Genomic DNA, 16214 nt, shown 5'->3' with positions numbered 1-16214 from the left:
CATGGCCACAGACACCAAGCCCCCCTTCGACTCGGCCGACCCGCTGGGCATCGACGACCTGCTCAGCGACGACGACCGGGCCGTGCGCCTGACAGTCCGGCACTGGGCGGACGAGCGGGTCCTGCCGCACGTCGCCGAGTGGTACGAGGAGGGCGAGGTACCGGGCATCCGCGAGCTGGCCAGAGAGCTGGGCTCGATCGGCGCCCTCGGCATGACCCTGACCGGCTACGGCTGCGCCGGGGCCTCCGCCGTCCAGTACGGCCTGGTCTGCCTGGAGCTGGAGGCCGCCGACTCGGGCATCCGCTCCCTGGTCTCCGTGCAGGGCTCCCTCGCCATGTACGCCATCCACCGCTACGGCTCGGCGGAGCACAAGGAGCGCTGGCTGCCCTCCATGGCGGCGGGCGAGACGATCGGCTGCTTCGGCCTGACCGAGCCGGACCACGGCTCCGACCCGGCCGGGATGCGCACCTTCGCCAAGCGGGACGGCTCCGACTGGGTGCTCAACGGGCGCAAGATGTGGATCACCAACGGCTCGGTGGCCGGCGTCGCGGTCGTCTGGGCCCGCACCGACGAGGGCGTGCGCGGCTTCGTCGTCCCCACCGACACCCCCGGCTTCGCCGCCGTCAAGATCCGCCACAAGGGGTCGCTGCGCGCCTCGGTCACCAGCGAGCTGATCCTGGACGACGTGCGGCTGCCCGGTGACGCCCTGCTGCCCGAGGCGCGTGGGCTGGGCGCGCCGCTGAGCTGCCTGAGCCACGCCCGCTACGGCATCGTGTGGGGCGCCATGGGCGCCGCCCGCACCTGCTTCGACACCGCGCTGTCCTACGCCCGCACCCGCGAGCAGTTCGGCAGGCCGCTGGGCGCCTTCCAGCTCACCCAGGGCAAGCTCGCGGACATGGCCGTCGAGCTGCACAAGGGCGTCCTGCTGGCCCTGCACCTCGGCCGCCGCCTCGACGCGGGGCGGCTGCGCCCGGAGCAGGTCAGCTTCGGCAAGCTGAACAACGTCCGCGAGGCGCTGGAGATCTGCCGCACCGCCCGCACGATCCTGGGCGCGAACGGGATCTCGTACGAGTACCCGGTGATGCGGCACATGGCCAACCTGGAGTCCGTGCTGACCTACGAGGGCACCAGCGAGATGCACCAGCTCGTGCTGGGCAAGGCCCTCACCGGACTGGACGCGTTCCGCGGCTAGCGGCCGGCCGGGGCCCGTTCCGGAGCGGCCGGGGGTGCCCCGGACGTCACCCATAATCGTGCCCGTGACTCTTCTCGCCGGCGCGGCACCCCCGTCCGCCGCCGCGCCGGCGCTGCGGCGCGCGGCGCCGGCGCTGCTGATCGTCGCGGCCGTCCGGCTGCTGGGCGTGGTCGTCCTCGAACTCTGGGACCCGGCCGGGGAGAAGGCGGCGGTCCGGCTGCTCTCGGAGCGGTGGGACTCCGTCTGGTACGCGAGCATCGCCGAGCACGGCTACGGCAGGACCGTCCGGACCGGGGACGGCGGCGTCCACTCCGACCTGGCGTTCTTCCCGCTGCTGCCCGTGCTGGAGCGGCTGGTGGCCGCCGTCTCGCCGCTGTCGGTCTCCGGGGCGGGGCTGCTGGTCAGCGCGGTCGCGTCGCTGGCCGCCGCCTGGGGGCTGTTCGCCGTGGGGGAGCTGCTGTCCGGGCGGCGTGCCGGGCTGCTGCTGGCCGCCCTGTGGGCGGCGGTGCCGGTGGGGATCGTGCAGTCGATGGCCTACACCGAGTCGCTCTTCACGGCCTTCGCCGTCTGGGCGCTCTGGGCGCTGCTCACCGGCCGCTGGGCCGTGGCGGGCGCGCTGTCCGCGCTGGCCGGGCTGACCCGCCCGGCCGGGCTCGCGGTGGCCGCCGCGGTGGTGGTCACGGCCGCGGCGGCCGTGGCGTCCGGGCGGGAGCGCGCGGGCGGGCGCCTGGCGCTGGGCGTCGTCCTGGCGCCGCTGGGCTGGCTGGGCTTCGTGGGCTGGGTGGCGGTGCGGACCGGGAGCCCGCTGGGCTATCTGGAGACGCAGGAGCAGTGGGGGAACGGATTCGACGGCGGGCGGGCGTTCGCGGCGTTCGTCCTCGACCGGCTCACCGGGACGGCGCCGCTCGCGGGTCTGGCGCTGTGCGGGGGTCTGGCGCTGCTGGGCTGGGCGTGCGTGCTGTGCGTGCGGATGCGCCTGCCGCTGCCGCTGCTGGTCTACGGCGGCGCGATGGTGGCGCTCGCGCTGTGCGGCGCCGGGTACTTCGGGTCCAAGCCGCGGCTGCTGCTGCCCGCGTTCCCGCTGCTGCTGCCCGCCGCCGTCGCGCTGGCCAGGGCGCGTCCGGCCGCCGCGGCGCTCACGGTGGGCGGCGCCGCGCTCGGCGCCGCGCTGTACGGCGCCGTGTGGCTGACGGGCTCGGGGCCGCCCTGACGCGGGTCCGGCTCCGCCCGTGCGCGGGCGGAGCCGGATCAGCTCTGGTTGAAGAAGCCGCCTTCCGAGACGTGGCGGGAGTCGCCGCTGACCACCTGGTAGTCGGCCGGGGTCAGCAGGAACACCCGGTTGGCCACGCGCTCGATGCTGCCGCGCAGGCCGAAGATCAGACCGGCCGCGAAGTCCACGACGCGCTTGGCGTCGGCGGGCTCCAGCACGGTGAGGTTGACGACGACGGGGATGCCGTCGCGGAAGAGCTCACCGATCCGGCGGGCGTCCCGGAAGCCGCCCGGGGTGACCGTCGCGATGCGGCTGCCCTGCTCCTCCGCTTCCTTCGCCGCCACCCGCAGGCGCGGGTCGGTGGTCCACGGCACGACGTTGTCGCCGGGCTCCGGGCCCTCGGCGTACTCGTCGTCGTAGTAACGCATCTCGCGGTCGTCGACGAGGCCCAGCCAGGCACTAGCCTTGCGCACCGATCCCATGGACGCCTCCTCTCTGCTCACGCGGTCCGTCCACCCGTCCGCGCTCTCTATCGTCGTGCATGATGCGGATGGTGCGCCAAGTGGATAGCCGCTGATATCGAGTTTCGTAACGATCCTGGTGCATAGGACATGGCACCTCATCAGGGACGTTGCGGTAGCGGGGCCCTGACGGAGAGTGAGTTGTGCACGCCCCGCCATATGGGTGATACGGGGCGTGTCCGTGCTGGCCGAAAGGCGTTCTCGACAACGAGGTGAACGCCCGGAATATTCGAGGCCAGCGCTTGTCAGGGGCATGCCCTACAGCGAGCTCCCGACCACGCCTCACAGGCCCGCATACCCATCGGGCCCCGGTTTCCTTGACTGGAGGAAGAAGAAGTGAGTTTGAAGCGCACCAACCCCCACAGACGCATGTCGCGACGCCTGCGGCTGACCGCCGCCGCGTCGGGCCTGCTGATGGCCGCCGCGGCGTTCTTCATGCCCAGTGCCGCTTCGGCCGCCCCCGTGACGTTCAGCGCCACGCAGCTCTCGTCCGCGCACAACGCCGTCCTCGCCGCCGACGTCGCGGGCACCGCCTGGACGGTCGACCAGGAGACCAACCGCGTCGTGGTCACGGTCGACGAGACGGTCTCCAACGCCGAGATCGCGCAGATCAGGCGCAGCGCGGGCACCCTCTCCGGCGCCATCGCCATCGAGCGCACCGAGGGCACGCTCCAGCGGTACATCGCGGGCGGCGACGCCATCTACGCCAGCGCGGGGTGGCGCTGCTCGCTGGGGTTCAACGTCCTGATCGGGAGCGCGTACTACTTCCTGACCGCCGGGCACTGCACCGAGGGCTTCCCGGACTGGTACAGCAACTCGTCGCAGACCACCTACCTCGGTCCGACGACGGGCTCCAGCTTCCCGACGAACGACTACGGCATCGTGCGGTACGACAACACCACGATCTCCAAGCCGGGCACGGTCAACCTGTACAACGGGACGACCCGCGACATCACCGGCTCGGCGAACCCGGTCAACGGCCAGGCGGTGCAGCGCAGCGGCAGCACCACCGGCCTGCGCAGCGGCTCGGTCACCGGGCTCAACTACACGGTGAACTACGGCGGCGGTGACATCGTCTACGGGCTGACGAGGACCAACGTCTGCGCCGAACCCGGCGACAGCGGCGGCCCGTTCTTCTCGGGCAACACCGCGCTCGGCCTCACCTCCGGCGGCAGCGGCAACTGCTCCACCGGCGGCACGACGTACTTCCAGCCGGTCGTCGAGGCGCTGAACGCCTACGGGGCGAGGGTCTACTGATCCCCTGACACCCCCGGCACCCTGACCCGCTGCCCCCGCCCGCGTCGCCGGGCGGGGGCAGCGGCGTGTCCGGGCGGGGCGGTGGTGACCGGTACGGCGCGCGGCGGGTGTCCGCACCCCGGGAAGTGGCACATATCACATCCGCCGGACCGGAAGGTGACGGTCTACGGGCGGAGAACGGAACACTCAACGGTGACTTCCGGACAGGTCTAGTCCGCGAGATGGGGAGGTCATCCGGCGGCGGGCGGCGTTCGACCCGGATTCGATCGGGTGGCGGTACTCCGGTCCTGTGGGCTCACCGCAGGAAAACCCGGAGTGTTCTGGATGGTTTACGCGCATAACCCTTTGCGGTGTGTTCATATACCTGGGGCAGGATCTCGTTCTTGTGTGCTCCCGGGCGGGCTCGGAATACTCGCGAACACCGCTTGGCATGGATGGTGACCCCCCTGACGGCTGGCCAAGTCTGTGCCCTCTCCGGAGCCGGACGGCTCCATCCCCCACAGGAGGAAAGAGCGTGACACACCGAACCTCGTCATCCCGCCGCCGTGCGGCGGCGGCCACCGCGCTGGCCGCGCTGCTCGCCGGAACGTTCGCCGGCGCACAGGCGGGCGCGACCACCCCCACAACCGCCTCGCCCGCCCCCGCCACGCTGTCGTCCTCCGAAGCGGGCACGCTGGCGACCACCCTGACCGACCGACTGGGCGCCGACGCGGCGGGCGCCTACTACAACGCCGACTCCGCCACGCTCGTGGTCAACGTCGTGGACGAGGCCGCGATCCCCGCCGTCGAGGAGGCGGGCGCCGCCCCGCGGGTCGTCGAGCACAGCCTGGCCGAGCTGGAGGACGCGCGGTCCCGGGTCGAGGAGTTCGCCGTGCCCGGCACCTCCTGGGCCATCGACCCCGTGACCAACATGGTCAAGGTCACCGTGGACGACACCGTCACCGGCACGGCCCTGGCCGCCGTCAGGGACGGCGTCGAGGCCCTCGACGGCATGGCTACGCTGCGGCACGCGCCGGGGACGTTCGAGCCGTACATCGCGGGCGGCCAGGCCATCTACTCGGGCGGCGCCCGCTGCTCCCTCGGCTTCAACGTGACGGTCGACGGCCGCCCCGCCTTCCTGACGGCGGGTCACTGCGGCGAGGAGGGCAGCACCTGGTCCGACGCCTCGGGCGGCGCGGGCATCGGCACCATGACGGTCGGGGAGTTCCCCGGCTCGGACTACGCGCTGGTCGAGTACACGGGCCAGACCGACGCCCCCAGCGCGGTCGACCTCCACGACGGCACCACCCAGGAGATCACCGGGGCCGCCGAGGCCACGGTCGGCCAGGAGGTGCGGCGCAGCGGCAGCACCACCGGGGTGCACGGCGGGACGGTCACGGCGCTGGACGTCTCCGTGCGGTACCCGCAGGGCACGGTCGAAGGCACGATCGAGACCACGGTCTGCGCCGAGCCCGGCGACAGCGGCGGCGCGCTCTTCGCGGGCTCCTCGGCGATCGGCCTCACCTCCGGCGGCAGCGGCGACTGCACGGCGGGCGGCACGACGTTCTTCTTCCCGGTGACGGACGCCCTGGAGGCGGTCGGCGCGACGATCCCGTAACCCCATGCCGCCACGGGCGGCGGCCCGCGCGGGGTTCCGCCCCGGCCGCCCGGCGGCCGGGGGCGCTCGGTATTCCGGCCGGGGCGGCGGTGTGCTTCGCCGCCGCCCCGGGTGGGGTTATCCGGCGGCGACGAGTTCCGCGATCTGCACCGCGTTGAGGGCCGCGCCCTTGCGGAGGTTGTCGTTCGCGACGAACAGCGCCAGGCCGTTGTCCACCGTCTCGTCGCGGCGGACGCGGCCCACGTAGCTGGCGTCGCGGCCGGCGGCCTGGAGAGGGGTCGGGATGTCGGACAGCTCCACGCCGTCCGCCCCCGCCAGCAGCTCGCGGGCCCGGGCCGGGGTGATCTCGCGCTCGAAGCGGGCGTTGATCTGGAGCGAGTGGCCGCTGAAGACCGGGACGCGCACGCAGGTGCCGGAGACCTTCAGGCCGGGGATCTCCAGGATCTTGCGGCTCTCGTTGCGGAGCTTCTGCTCCTCGTCGGTCTCGTCCAGGCCGTCGTCCACGATCGAGCCGGCCAGCGGGAGCACGTTGAACGCGATCGGCCGCGCGTACACCTGGGGGGCCGGGAGGTCCACGGCCGTGCCGTCGAACGCCAGGCGGGCCACGTCCTGCGCGACCGCGCCGCGCACCTGGCCGTCCAGCTCCGCGACACCGGCCAGGCCGCTGCCGGAGACCGCCTGGTAGGTGGCGACCACCAGCGCGGTCAGGCCCGCCTCGTCGTGCAGCGGGCGCAGCACCGGCATGGCGGCCATCGTCGTGCAGTTCGGGTTGGCGATGATGCCCTTGGGGCGCCGGGTCGCGGCGTGGGGGTTCACCTCGGAGACCACCAGCGGTACCCCGGGGTCCATGCGCCACGCGGAGGAATTGTCGATCACCACGGCGCCGGCCGCGGCCACCTTCTCGGCGAGGGCCAGCGAGGTGGTCTTGCCCGCCGAGAACAGCACGATGTCCAGGTCCGAGTAGTCGGCCGTCGCCGCGTCCTCGACCGTGATCACGCCGTCCTGCCACGGCAGCGTGCTGCCCGCCGACCTGGCCGAGGCGAACAGCCGCAGCCGGTCGACGGGGAACTTCCGCTCGGCCAGCACCTGCCGCATCACGCCGCCGACCTGGCCGGTGGCTCCGACGATCCCGATCTTCATGGGGCTCCTCACTTACCGTTCTCGCGTCCCGTCGCTGCCCCTACCCTGCACTGCCGGGGCCCGCGTCGGCCAATTCTTTGACGACGGTCACACCGCGCGTTACTTCTGAATGGAAGTAACGCCGCCGTAACGAGGCCGAACTAACCTCCCACTGCCCGGCGGTCCGCGCGCCCGGTGCGCGGAGCGGCACAACACGACGACAAGGTGGGAGAGCGTGCACCTGACCCCGCACGAGCAGGAACGACTCCTGATCCATGTGGCCGCCGACCTGGCCGCCAAGCGCCGGGCCCGGGGCCTGCGGCTCAACCATCCGGAGGCCGTCGCCCTGATCACGGCGCACATCCTGGAGGGCGCGCGCGACGGGCGCGCCGTCGCGGAGCTGATGGAGTCCGGCCGCCGCGTCCTGGCCCGCGCGGACGTGATGGAGGGGGTGCCCGAGATGATCCACGACGTCCAGGTCGAGGCCACCTTCCCGGACGGCACCAAGCTGGTCACCGTGCACGAGCCCATCGCCTGACACTCCACACGCCCGAGACGCCCGAGCCCGAGAGAGGGGCAGCGTGATCCCCGGAGAGATCCTGTACGCCGACACGCCGGTGGTGCTCAACGAGGGCGCCCCGGTCACCCGGCTCACCGTGCGCAACGTCGCCGACCGTCCCATCCAGGTGGGCTCCCACTACCACTTCGCCGAGGCCAACCCCGGCCTCGACTTCGACCGTGCCGCCGCCCGGGGCAAGCGCCTGGCGATCGCCGCGGGCACCGCCGTCCGGTTCGAGCCCGGCATCCCCGCCGAGGTGGACCTGGTGCCGCTGGCCGGCGCCCGGGTCGTCCCGGGGCTGCGCGGCGAGACGGGCGGTGCCCTGTGAGCGGGACCGAGCTGAGCCGGGCCAGGTACGCGGATCTCTTCGGGCCCACCACCGGGGACCGGGTGCGGCTGGCCGACACCGATCTGTTCGTCGAGATCGAGGACGACCTGTCCGGCGGCCCCGGGCGGGCCGGGGACGAGGCAGTCTTCGGCGGCGGCAAGGTCATCCGCGAGTCCATGGGCCAGTCCCGCGCCACCCGCGCCGAGGGCACCCCGGACACCGTGATCACCGGCGCCGTCGTCCTGGACCACACCGGCATCGTCAAGGCCGACGTCGGCATCAGGGACGGCCGGATCACCGCCCTGGGCAAGGCCGGGAACCCGGACACCATGGACGGGGTCCACCCCGGTCTGGTGATCGGCCCGGAGACCGAGATCATCTCCGGCAACGGCCGCATCCTCACCGCCGGCGCCATCGACGCCCATGTCCACTTCATCTCCCCGGGCATCCTGGACGAGGCACTGGCCTCGGGGATCACCACGCTCATCGGCGGCGGCACCGGCCCGGCCGAGGGCACCAAGGCCACCACCATCACGCCGGGCCCCTGGCACCTGGCCCGGATGCTGGAGGCGCTGGACGGCCACCCGCTCAACATCGGGCTGCTCGGCAAGGGGAACACCGTCTCCCGCGAGGCCATGCTCAGCCAGCTCCGGGGCGGCGCCGTCGGCTTCAAGATCCACGAGGACTGGGGCGCCACGCCCGCCGCCATCGACGCCTGCCTGCGGGTGTGCGACGAGACCGGCGCCCAGCTCGCCATCCACACGGACACGCTCAACGAGGCCGGTTTCGTCGCCGACACCCTCGCGGCGATCGCCGGCCGGTCCATCCACGCGTACCACACCGAGGGCGCGGGTGGCGGGCACGCGCCCGACATCATCACGGTCGTCTCCGAGCCGAACGTGCTGCCCAGCTCGACCAACCCGACCCGGCCGCACACCGTCAACACGGTCGAGGAGCACCTCGACATGCTGATGGTCTGCCACCACCTCAACCCGGCGGTCCCCGAGGACCTCGCCTTCGCGGAGTCCCGGATCCGGCCCTCGACCATCGCCGCCGAGGACGTGCTGCACGACCTGGGTGCCATCTCGATCATCTCCTCCGACTCGCAGGCCATGGGCCGGGTCGGAGAGGTGATCCTGCGGACCTGGCAGACCGCGCACGTGATGAAGCGGCGGCGCGGGGCGCTGCCCGGCGACGGTGCGGCGGACAACCTGCGGGCCCGTCGTTATGTCGCCAAATACACGATCAACCCGGCGGTCGCGCAGGGGCTGGACCAGGAGATCGGCTCGGTGGAGCCGGGCAAGCTGGCCGACCTGGTGCTGTGGGAGCCGGCCTTCTTCGGGGTCAAGCCGCTGCTGGTGATCAAGGGCGGGCAGATCGCGTACGCCCAGATGGGTGATGCGAACGCGTCGATCCCCACGCCGCAGCCGGTGCTGCCCCGGCCGATGTTCGGCGCGCTGGGCCGGGCCCCGGCGGCGAACTCCGTCACCTTCGTCACCGGGCTCGCCCTGGAGGACGGGCTGGCGGACCGGCTGGGGCTGGGCAAACGGCTCGTCGCCATCCGCGACACCCGGAGCACCGGCAAGGCCGACATGCGGCTCAACGACGCCCGCCCGGACGTGACCGTGGACCCCGACAGCTTCACCGTCACCATCGACGGCGAGGCGGTCGTCCCGGAGCCGGCCACCGAACTGCCGCTGGCCCAGCGGTACTTCCTCTTCTGATGGGCGGTTCCGGGGGGCGGGTTCCGGTGAGCGGGTCGGCGGCGGCCCTGCTGCTCCTCGCGGACGGGCGGTTCCCCGCCGGGGCGCACGCGCACTCCGGCGGCGCGGAGGCCGCCGTCCGCGCCGGACGGATCACGGGGCCCGCCTCGCTGGCGGCGTTCTGCCGGGGCCGCCTGCACACGGCGGGCCTGGTCGCCGCCGCCCTCGCCGCCGCGGCCTGCGCGGGCGGCGACCCGTACGTCCTGGACGAGGCCGCCGACGCCCGCACCCCGTCGCCCGCGCTGCGGGCCACGGCCCGCAAGCTCGGGCGGCAGATGCTGCGCGCGGCGCGGGCCACCTGGCCGTCCGGCGAGCTGGAGGCGGTGGCGGCGGCCCGGCCGCGCGGCCTGCACCAGCCCGTCGTCCTGGGCCTGACCGCCCGCGCCGCCGGGCTCACCCCGCACGACGCGGCGCGGGCGGCCGGATACGACAGCGTCAGCGGCCCGGCCACGGCGGCGGTGCGGCTGCTGAGCCTCGACCCGTTCGACGCGACCGCGATCCTCGCCCGGCTCGCCGGGGAGGTGGACCGGGTCGCGGAGCGGGCCGTCGAGGCCGCCCGCGCCGCGGCCGGGGAGGGCACCGACGCGCTCCCGGCCGCCTCGGCGCCGTTGCTCGACATCGCCGCGGAACAGCACGCGGCATGGCCCATGCGGCTGTTCGCCTCGTAACCCCCGGGGCCGGGCCCGACCGACCCTCCCGGCCTCGCCGACCTCCGGAACGGGAGCCCCGCCATGCACCTCGACCACCCCGAGACCTTCCCCGAGCGGCATGCCTACCGCCCCGCCGCCCCGCGCCGCCCCGACGGCACCCGCCGGGCGCTGCGCATCGGGCTGGGCGGACCCGTCGGCTCCGGCAAGACCGCCACCGTGGCCGCGCTGTGCCGGTCGCTGCGCGAGAAGGTGTCCATCGCCGTCGTCACCAACGACATCTACACCCGCGAGGACGCCGACTTCCTGCTGCGGAACGCGGTGCTGCCCGCCGACCGCATCGCGGCCGTGGAGACCGGCGCCTGCCCGCACACCGCGATCAGGGACGACATCTCCGCCAACCTGGAGGCGGTGGAGGAACTGGAGGAACGGACCGGGCCGCTGGACCTGATCCTGGTCGAGTCGGGCGGCGACAACCTCACCGCCACGTTCTCCACCGGGCTGGTCGACGCGCAGATCTTCGTGATCGACGTGGCCGGCGGGGACGACATCCCCCGCAAGGGCGGCCCCGGCGTCACCACGGCCGATCTGCTGGTGATCAACAAGACCGACCTGGCCCCGTACGTCGGCTCCGACCTGGCCCGCATGGCGCGCGACGCGGGGGCGCAGCGCGGCGGGCTGCCCGTCGCGTTCACCTCGCTGACCGCCGAGGACGGCATCCGGCCGGTCGCGGACTGGGTGCTGGAGCGGCTCGCCGCCCGGGACGCCGCGTGAGCGAGGGCGTCGTCGCGGACGCGCGGGTCACGGCGGCGCCCGGCGGGAGACTGCCGCTGCTGCGCGGCGACGGGCCGCTGGCGCTGCGCCGCACCCGCGCGGACGGGCCGTACGCGCAGGTCACGGTCGTCGGCGCGATGAGCGGGCCGCTGGGCGGCGACCGGCTGCGGCTGACCGCCGAGGTGCTGCCCGGCGCCGCGCTGCGCGTCACCTCCGCCGCCGCGACGGTCGCCCTGCCGGGCCGCGTCCCGGGCACCCCCGCCGCGTACGACACGGTGCTGCGGGTCGGGGAGGACGCGGAGCTGCGCTGGCTGCCCGAGCCGCTGATCTCGGCGGCGGGCAGCGTGCTGCGGATGACGACGCGGGTGGAACTGGCCGCGACGGCCCGGCTGGTGCTGCGCGAACAGCAGGTCCTCGGCCGCGCCGGGGAGGAGCCGGGCCGGCTGACCACGCGGCTGGTGGTCCGCCTGGCCGGGCGGCCGTTGCTCGACCAGGAGCTGTCCTACGGGCCCGGCGCCCCCGGCTGGGACGGCGGCGCGGTGCTCGGCGGCCACCGGGCGGCGGGACAACTGCTGGTGGCCGCCCCGGAGTTGGGGGAGAAGTCGGCCGAACCGGCGCTGCTGGGCGACACGGCCGTCCTGACCCCGCTGGCGGGCCCGGCCGCCCTGGTCACCGCCGTGGCCCCCGACGCGGCGGCGGTGCGGCGGTGGCTGGACGAGGGCCTGGGGCGACTGGATCCGGACAGCGGCAGGAAGTTGACGGATCGTCAACCTCGTAACATGGCTTAACGTGAGTTCATTCTCACGTACCTCTCATCAAGCCCTCAGCCCCCGTTCATCGCTGCCTCCTAGCGTCCCGAGCGCGACCCCGATCGCCCCCGTACCTGGCGCTCCGCCGCGCCGCCGATCACCAGGGGTCGTCTCCACGCCGTATCAGCGTTCGGCCGGCCAGGGGCTGGGAATGGAGAAGCCTTCATGCACGGGGAGCCGTTGACGCTCGCTCCAGGCACGCGACTGCTGCACATCGGGCCGCACAAGACAGGAACGACCGCCCTGCAGGGAGCCTTTCACCAGGCGCGGGCGAACCTGCGGGCGCACGGGGTCGTGTACGCGGGGAAGGGACGCCAGGCCAAGGAGCCGGCCGTCGCGCTCACCACCGCGGGCCCCGGGGCCGGTCCGGCGGCCCCGGCCCGGACGGCCTGGGACGCGCTGTGCGAGGAGGTCGCCGGGGAGGCCGGCTACCGGGTGGTGATCAGCAGCGAGTTCTTCTCCAACGCCGACGCCGCCGCGGCGCGGGCCGCGGTGAAGGGGCTGGAGGGCGGGCCCGTCCATGTCGTGGTGACGCTGCGGCCGTTGCGGAAGATCCTTCCCTCGCACTGGCAGCAGTACGTCAAGCACGGGCTGTGTCTTTCCTACGAGGAGTGGCTCGACAGCGTGCTGCGCCGGCCCCTGGAGGAGTGCCCGACCCCCGAGTTCTGGCACCGGCACCGCCATGACGCGCTGCTGGAGCGGTGGGCCGACGCGGCGGGGCTGGACAACCTGACCGTCGTGGTGGTGGACGACGCCAGGCCGGAGCGGCTGTTCCGGGCCTTCGAGAAGCTGCTCGACCTGCCGGAGGGCCTGCTCGTCCCGCAGCACGGCGGCATCAACCGGTCCCTCACGCTGAGCCAGACCGAGCTGCTCCGCCAGCTCAACCGCAGGCTCGCCGAGCCCGCCTGGGCCGGGTGGCCGCGCAAGACGATCGTGCGCGAGGCGGTGGTGCCCCACATGCAGGCGTACACGCCGTCCGCCGACGAGCCGCGCATCACCACCCCGGCCTGGGCCGAGAAGGCGGCGGCGGAGGTGGCCGAGGAGATGGTCACCGCCATAGCGGCCCTCGGCGTCCGGGTGATCGGTGATCTGTCCGCGCTGACCCCGCGGCCGGACGGCCCGGCCGACGCCGATGTCCCGGCCGTGATACCCACCGCCGCGGCCGTGGAAGCCATCCTGGGCGGGATCGCCGCGGGCTCGACGCTGCGGCCGGGAAAGCCGGAGCCCGCGCCGGAGCCGCGGGCGACGCCGGAACCGGGGCTGCGGCCGGGTACGGTCGAGGACCGCCCGGTCCGCAAGGTCCCCGCCGAGGAGCTGCTGCGCATCGTCGGCCGCCGCGGCATACGCCGCCTGCGCCGGGGACTCGCGGGCGGCCGGCGGTGAACGGGCGCAGGGTGGTCCTGGCCGACCCAGGTTGATCCGGGCCTGGCTGCCCTCCGGGCCGCTGACCACACTCGTCGCCATGACGAACACCGACAGCACCGGCACGCACCGCGACCGCGTCGTCCTCATCACCGGCGGCACGAGCGGCATGGGCCTGGCCACCGCACGCCTCCTGCTGGACGGCGGCGCCCACGTGATCATCACCGGCCGCGACGACGCCCGCCTCGACCGGGCGGCCGAGCAGCTCGACGGCCCGTCCGGGCCGGGCGCCCGCCTGCTGACGGTGCGGGCGGACGCGGGCAGCCCCGCCGACCTCGACCGCCTCGCCGCCGTGATCCGGGAGCGGCACGGGCGCCTCGACGGCGTCTTCGCCAACGCCGGGATCGGGATCTTCCAGCGCGGCGAGGAGGTCACGGAGCGGGACTTCGACCAGCTCGTCGCCGTCAATTTCAAGGGTGTCTTCTTCACCATCACCCGGGCCCTGCCCCTGCTCGACGCGGCGGGCGGCGGGTCGGTCGTGATCAACGCGTCGTGGACGCTGCACCGGGGCATGGCGATCTCCCCGGTCTACTCGGCCACCAAGGCGGCCGTGCACAACCTCGCCCGCACCCTCGGCAGCGACCTGGCCCCGCGCGGCATCCGGGTGAACTCGGTCAGTCCGGGCTTCATCGTCACCGAGATGTTCGAAGGCGCCGTGCCCGAGGAGGCGCGGGGCGCCGTCGTCGCGCAGGTGCCGATGGGGCGGCTCGGGCGGGCGGAGGACGTGGCGGAGACCGTGGCGTTCCTGCTCTCGCCACGTTCGTCGTACATCACGGCGCAGGACATCGCCGTGGACGGCGGTCTGGTGAACGCCCTCCCGGCGGGGGTCGACCCGACGGACGCGGCGGCGGCGTGAGCCGACCGGAGGAGGCAGGAGGACAATCGTCGTATGAGTGGTCTCGGTGAGTTCCTGCGGACCCGTCGGAGCCTGCTGCGCCCCTCCGACGTGGCGCTCCCGGAGTTCGGCGGCAGACGCCGGGTGGCCGGTCTGCGCCGCGAGGAGGTCGCGCAGCTCGCCGGGGTCAGCGTGGACTACTACACGCGGATGGAACAGGGCCGGGTGCCCCACCCCTCGAAGGCCGTGCTCGACGCCCTCGCCCGCGCGCTGCGGCTGACCGCCGACGAGACGTGGCACCTGCACCAGCTCGCCCGGCCCCGTACCCGCCCCACCGGGGACCGGCCGGCCGGCGCGCAGCGGGTACGGCCGATGCTGCGGCGGCTGCTGGACGGGCTGACGGACACGCCCGCGATGGTGATGGGGCGGTGCATGGACGTGCTGGCGTGGAACGAGGCGTCCTCGGCGCTGCTGTGCGACCTCGCGTCCCTGACCCCGGGCGAACGCAACCTCGCCCGCCTCACGTTCCTCGACCCCCGCACGAAGGAGCTGTACGCGGACTGGTCCGCGTGCGCCCGCGAGAACGTGGCCTACCTCCACCTGGAGGCGGGCCGGCGCCCGGACGACCCGCGCCTGGCGAGCCTGATCGGTGAACTGTCGATGCGCAGCGAGGAGTTCCGCCGGTGGTGGGCCGAACACCCGGTGCGGGACAAGACATCGGGCGTCAAGCGGTTCCACCACCCGGTGGTGGGCGACATGGAGCTGGACTACGAGACCCTGCGCGTCGCGGACGACCCGGACCAGGCGCTGATCACCTATGCCGCCCCGCCCGGCAGCCCGTCCGACGACGCCCTCCGCATGCTCCTCACCTGGACGGCCTCCCACCCGGCCGACACCCCCCGCCTCCCCGCCGATTGACGAGCGGCCGGCCCGGGGCGGGAACGTTCCTGGCGATACCGCGTGCCCCGGTCACAAGGCCGGAGCGACTGGACGACGCGGCGAGGACGGGATGCCGTACGGGCCGTGGGACGACCTTGACGCCGAATTGTCCGGGGCCGCCTTCATGCCCCCGGAGGCGGCCCGCCGGCTGCTCACACCGAGAGTGCGGCGGAGGCTCGACGCGGCCTTGCGAGCGGCGGGCAGAGGGCGCCCAGTCTTTCTCCGTGACGGATCGGGCGGCCGGCCCTGGTCAGACCGTGGCCGTCAGCAGGGTGGGGAGTTTGCGCATGTCGTCGAAGACGACCGTGTTCCGGCCGGTCAGCCAGTCCGCCGGGGTGAGGCCGCCCGTGTAGCCGAAGGAGCGCATGCCCGCGGCGCGGGCGGCCTGTATGCCGTACTGGCTGTCCTCGATCACCGCGCAGCGGGCCGGGGGGACGCCCATGCGGGAGGCCGCGTGCAGGAACAGGTCGGGAGCCGGCTTGCCGTGCGGGACCTCGCTCGCGCTGAAGATCCGGCCCGCGAAGCGGTCGTACAGGCCGGTGCGGGACAGCGTGCGGCGCATCTTGGCGTGGCTGCCGCTGGAGGCGATGCAGTGCGGGATCGTGATGGCGTCCAGCGCCTCGCTGATGCCGTCGACCTCGGTCAGCTCGGCGTCGATCGCCGCCTCCAGGCGCCGCTGGTACCACTCGCCCCAGCGGGCCGCCGTCTCCTCGCCCAGCCTTTCGGCGATCTGGGCCAGCACCGCGCGCTCGGAGCGGCCCAGGAAGCGGTCGACGATCTCCCGCTCGGACAGCGGCCAGCCCAGCTCGGCGCCCAGCTCGACGCAGATGCGCAGCGCGAGACGCTCGCTGTCGACCAGCACGCCGTCGCAGTCGAAGATCACCAGGTCGATGGGGTGAGCAGTCACCCGGGCAGCCTAGCTTGTCGGGATGACGACAAAGGGACAGATCGTCGTGCTGACCGGTCCGCCGGGGGCGGGGAAGTCCACGGTGGCGCGGCTGTTGGTCGAGGGGGAGCCGGCGCCCGGCGCGCACCTGCACGCCAATGACTTCTGGGGCTTCATCCGGCAGGGGGCCGTGCTGCCGTTCCTGCCGGGGGCGCGGCGGCAGAACGAGGTCGTCGTCGGGGTCGTGGCCCGGGCGGCTGCCGGTTACGCGGCCGGGGGCTACCGGGTGGTCGTGGACGGGGTCGTCGGGCCTGGTTCGTCGATCCGTTCCGGGCGGCGGCGGGGGAGGCGGGAGT

At 73.8% G+C, this 16214-nt stretch carries 17 protein-coding genes; 14 read left to right on the top strand and 3 right to left on the bottom strand.

All coding sequences use genetic code 11. The features are described from left to right. The first annotated feature begins 1 nt into the window (after position 1). Both ACSNOC_RS07310 and ACSNOC_RS07305 read left to right on the top strand, forming a co-directional pair. Positions 2-1192 carry an acyl-CoA dehydrogenase family protein gene (locus tag ACSNOC_RS07310; RefSeq protein WP_436746440.1) on the top strand — a complete coding sequence of 397 codons (1191 nt, stop codon included), beginning with the start codon at positions 2-4 and terminating at the stop codon, positions 1190-1192. A gap of 64 nt (positions 1193-1256) precedes the next feature. Further along, positions 1257-2402 (top strand): mannosyltransferase family protein, encoded by a 1146-nt coding sequence (locus tag ACSNOC_RS07305; RefSeq protein WP_436746439.1) that lies wholly within the window; start codon positions 1257-1259, stop codon positions 2400-2402. A gap of 38 nt (positions 2403-2440) precedes the next feature. On the opposite strand, the gene ACSNOC_RS07300 is transcribed toward ACSNOC_RS07305, so the two are convergent. Next, entirely contained in the window at positions 2441-2884 is a 444-nt protein-coding gene (locus tag ACSNOC_RS07300; RefSeq protein ID WP_436746438.1) for a cell division protein SepF, read from the bottom strand. 375 nt (positions 2885-3259) lie between these two features. Between ACSNOC_RS07300 and ACSNOC_RS07295 the strand changes: the two genes are divergently transcribed. Together ACSNOC_RS07295 and ACSNOC_RS07290 are read left to right on the top strand one after the other, a co-directional pair. Then, entirely contained in the window at positions 3260-4180 is a 921-nt protein-coding gene (locus ACSNOC_RS07295; protein ID WP_436746437.1) for a S1 family peptidase, read from the top strand. A gap of 514 nt (positions 4181-4694) precedes the next feature. Beyond that, positions 4695-5777 (top strand): S1 family peptidase, encoded by a 1083-nt coding sequence (locus tag ACSNOC_RS07290; RefSeq protein ID WP_436746436.1) that lies wholly within the window; start codon positions 4695-4697, stop codon positions 5775-5777. A gap of 117 nt (positions 5778-5894) precedes the next feature. Here ACSNOC_RS07290 and ACSNOC_RS07285 read toward each other — a convergent pair whose 3' ends face one another. Beyond that, a complete protein-coding gene (locus ACSNOC_RS07285) occupies positions 5895-6917 on the bottom strand; it encodes an aspartate-semialdehyde dehydrogenase (RefSeq protein WP_436746435.1) in 1023 nt (340 codons plus the stop codon). Positions 6918-7131: 214 nt separating this feature from the next. Between ACSNOC_RS07285 and ACSNOC_RS07280 the strand changes: the two genes are divergently transcribed. The 9 genes from ACSNOC_RS07280 to ACSNOC_RS07240 all read left to right on the top strand — a co-directional run bounded on the left by ACSNOC_RS07280 (position 7132) and on the right by ACSNOC_RS07240 (position 14951). Further along, entirely contained in the window at positions 7132-7434 is a 303-nt protein-coding gene (locus tag ACSNOC_RS07280; protein ID WP_436746434.1) for an urease subunit gamma, read from the top strand. A 43-nt stretch (positions 7435-7477) separates the two neighbouring features. Then, complete coding sequence (locus tag ACSNOC_RS07275) at positions 7478-7783, top strand: urease subunit beta (RefSeq protein WP_436746433.1); 306 nt, start codon at positions 7478-7480, stop codon at positions 7781-7783. Continuing rightward, positions 7780-9507, top strand: coding sequence for an urease subunit alpha (locus ACSNOC_RS07270; RefSeq protein WP_436746432.1), 1728 nt, complete (start codon positions 7780-7782; stop codon positions 9505-9507). The genes ACSNOC_RS07275 and ACSNOC_RS07270 overlap by 4 nt, the downstream gene beginning before the upstream one ends. A 26-nt stretch (positions 9508-9533) precedes the next feature. Beyond that, positions 9534-10214, top strand: a complete 681-nt coding sequence (locus tag ACSNOC_RS07265; protein ID WP_436746431.1) for an urease accessory protein UreF — start codon at positions 9534-9536, stop codon at positions 10212-10214. A gap of 63 nt (positions 10215-10277) precedes the next feature. Then, the gene (gene ureG, locus ACSNOC_RS07260) at positions 10278-10967 is read left to right on the top strand and encodes an urease accessory protein UreG (protein ID WP_436746430.1); all 690 of its coding nucleotides are present in this window, start codon (positions 10278-10280) and stop codon (positions 10965-10967) included. After that, positions 10964-11755, top strand: a complete 792-nt coding sequence (locus tag ACSNOC_RS07255; RefSeq protein WP_436746429.1) for an urease accessory protein UreD — start codon at positions 10964-10966, stop codon at positions 11753-11755. The genes ureG and ACSNOC_RS07255 overlap by 4 nt, the downstream gene beginning before the upstream one ends. Positions 11756-11956: 201 nt before the next feature. Further along, entirely contained in the window at positions 11957-13159 is a 1203-nt protein-coding gene (locus ACSNOC_RS07250) for a hypothetical protein (RefSeq protein ID WP_436746428.1), read from the top strand. A 79-nt stretch (positions 13160-13238) separates the two neighbouring features. After that, entirely contained in the window at positions 13239-14054 is an 816-nt protein-coding gene (locus ACSNOC_RS07245; protein ID WP_436746427.1) for an SDR family NAD(P)-dependent oxidoreductase, read from the top strand. A 33-nt stretch (positions 14055-14087) separates the two neighbouring features. After that, entirely contained in the window at positions 14088-14951 is an 864-nt protein-coding gene (locus ACSNOC_RS07240; RefSeq protein ID WP_436746426.1) for a helix-turn-helix transcriptional regulator, read from the top strand. Between the two features lie 271 nt (positions 14952-15222). On the opposite strand, the gene ACSNOC_RS07235 is transcribed toward ACSNOC_RS07240, so the two are convergent. After that, positions 15223-15879 carry an HAD family hydrolase gene (locus ACSNOC_RS07235; protein ID WP_436746425.1) on the bottom strand — a complete coding sequence of 219 codons (657 nt, stop codon included), beginning with the start codon at positions 15877-15879 and terminating at the stop codon, positions 15223-15225. A gap of 22 nt (positions 15880-15901) precedes the next feature. Here ACSNOC_RS07235 and ACSNOC_RS07230 point away from each other — a divergent pair. Beyond that, positions 15902-16214, top strand: a 313-nt coding sequence (locus ACSNOC_RS07230; protein WP_436746424.1) for a phosphotransferase-like protein, incomplete at its 3' end; no start/stop codon positions are given.

Source organism: Streptomyces sp. URMC 129, from assembly GCF_051386415.1.
In the GTDB taxonomy this organism is placed as follows: domain Bacteria; phylum Actinomycetota; class Actinomycetes; order Streptomycetales; family Streptomycetaceae; genus Streptomyces.
Note: the sequence above shows the minus strand (reverse complement) of the source record. Positions and strands in the feature narration are given on the sequence as shown.

What these genes read in the sequence shown, in the direction of transcription:
- ureG (WP_436746430.1), top strand. Translation starts at nt 10,278, where the DNA reads ATGCACCTCGACCACCCCGAGACCTTCCCCGAGCGGCATGCCTACCGC.
- ACSNOC_RS07300 (WP_436746438.1), bottom strand. Translation starts at nt 2,884, where the DNA reads ATGGGATCGGTGCGCAAGGCTAGTGCCTGGCTGGGCCTCGTCGACGAC.
- ACSNOC_RS07240 (WP_436746426.1), top strand. Translation starts at nt 14,088, where the DNA reads ATGAGTGGTCTCGGTGAGTTCCTGCGGACCCGTCGGAGCCTGCTGCGC.
- ACSNOC_RS07245 (WP_436746427.1), top strand. Translation starts at nt 13,239, where the DNA reads ATGACGAACACCGACAGCACCGGCACGCACCGCGACCGCGTCGTCCTC.
- ACSNOC_RS07285 (WP_436746435.1), bottom strand. Translation starts at nt 6,917, where the DNA reads ATGAAGATCGGGATCGTCGGAGCCACCGGCCAGGTCGGCGGCGTGATG.
- ACSNOC_RS07310 (WP_436746440.1), top strand. Translation starts at nt 2, where the DNA reads ATGGCCACAGACACCAAGCCCCCCTTCGACTCGGCCGACCCGCTGGGC.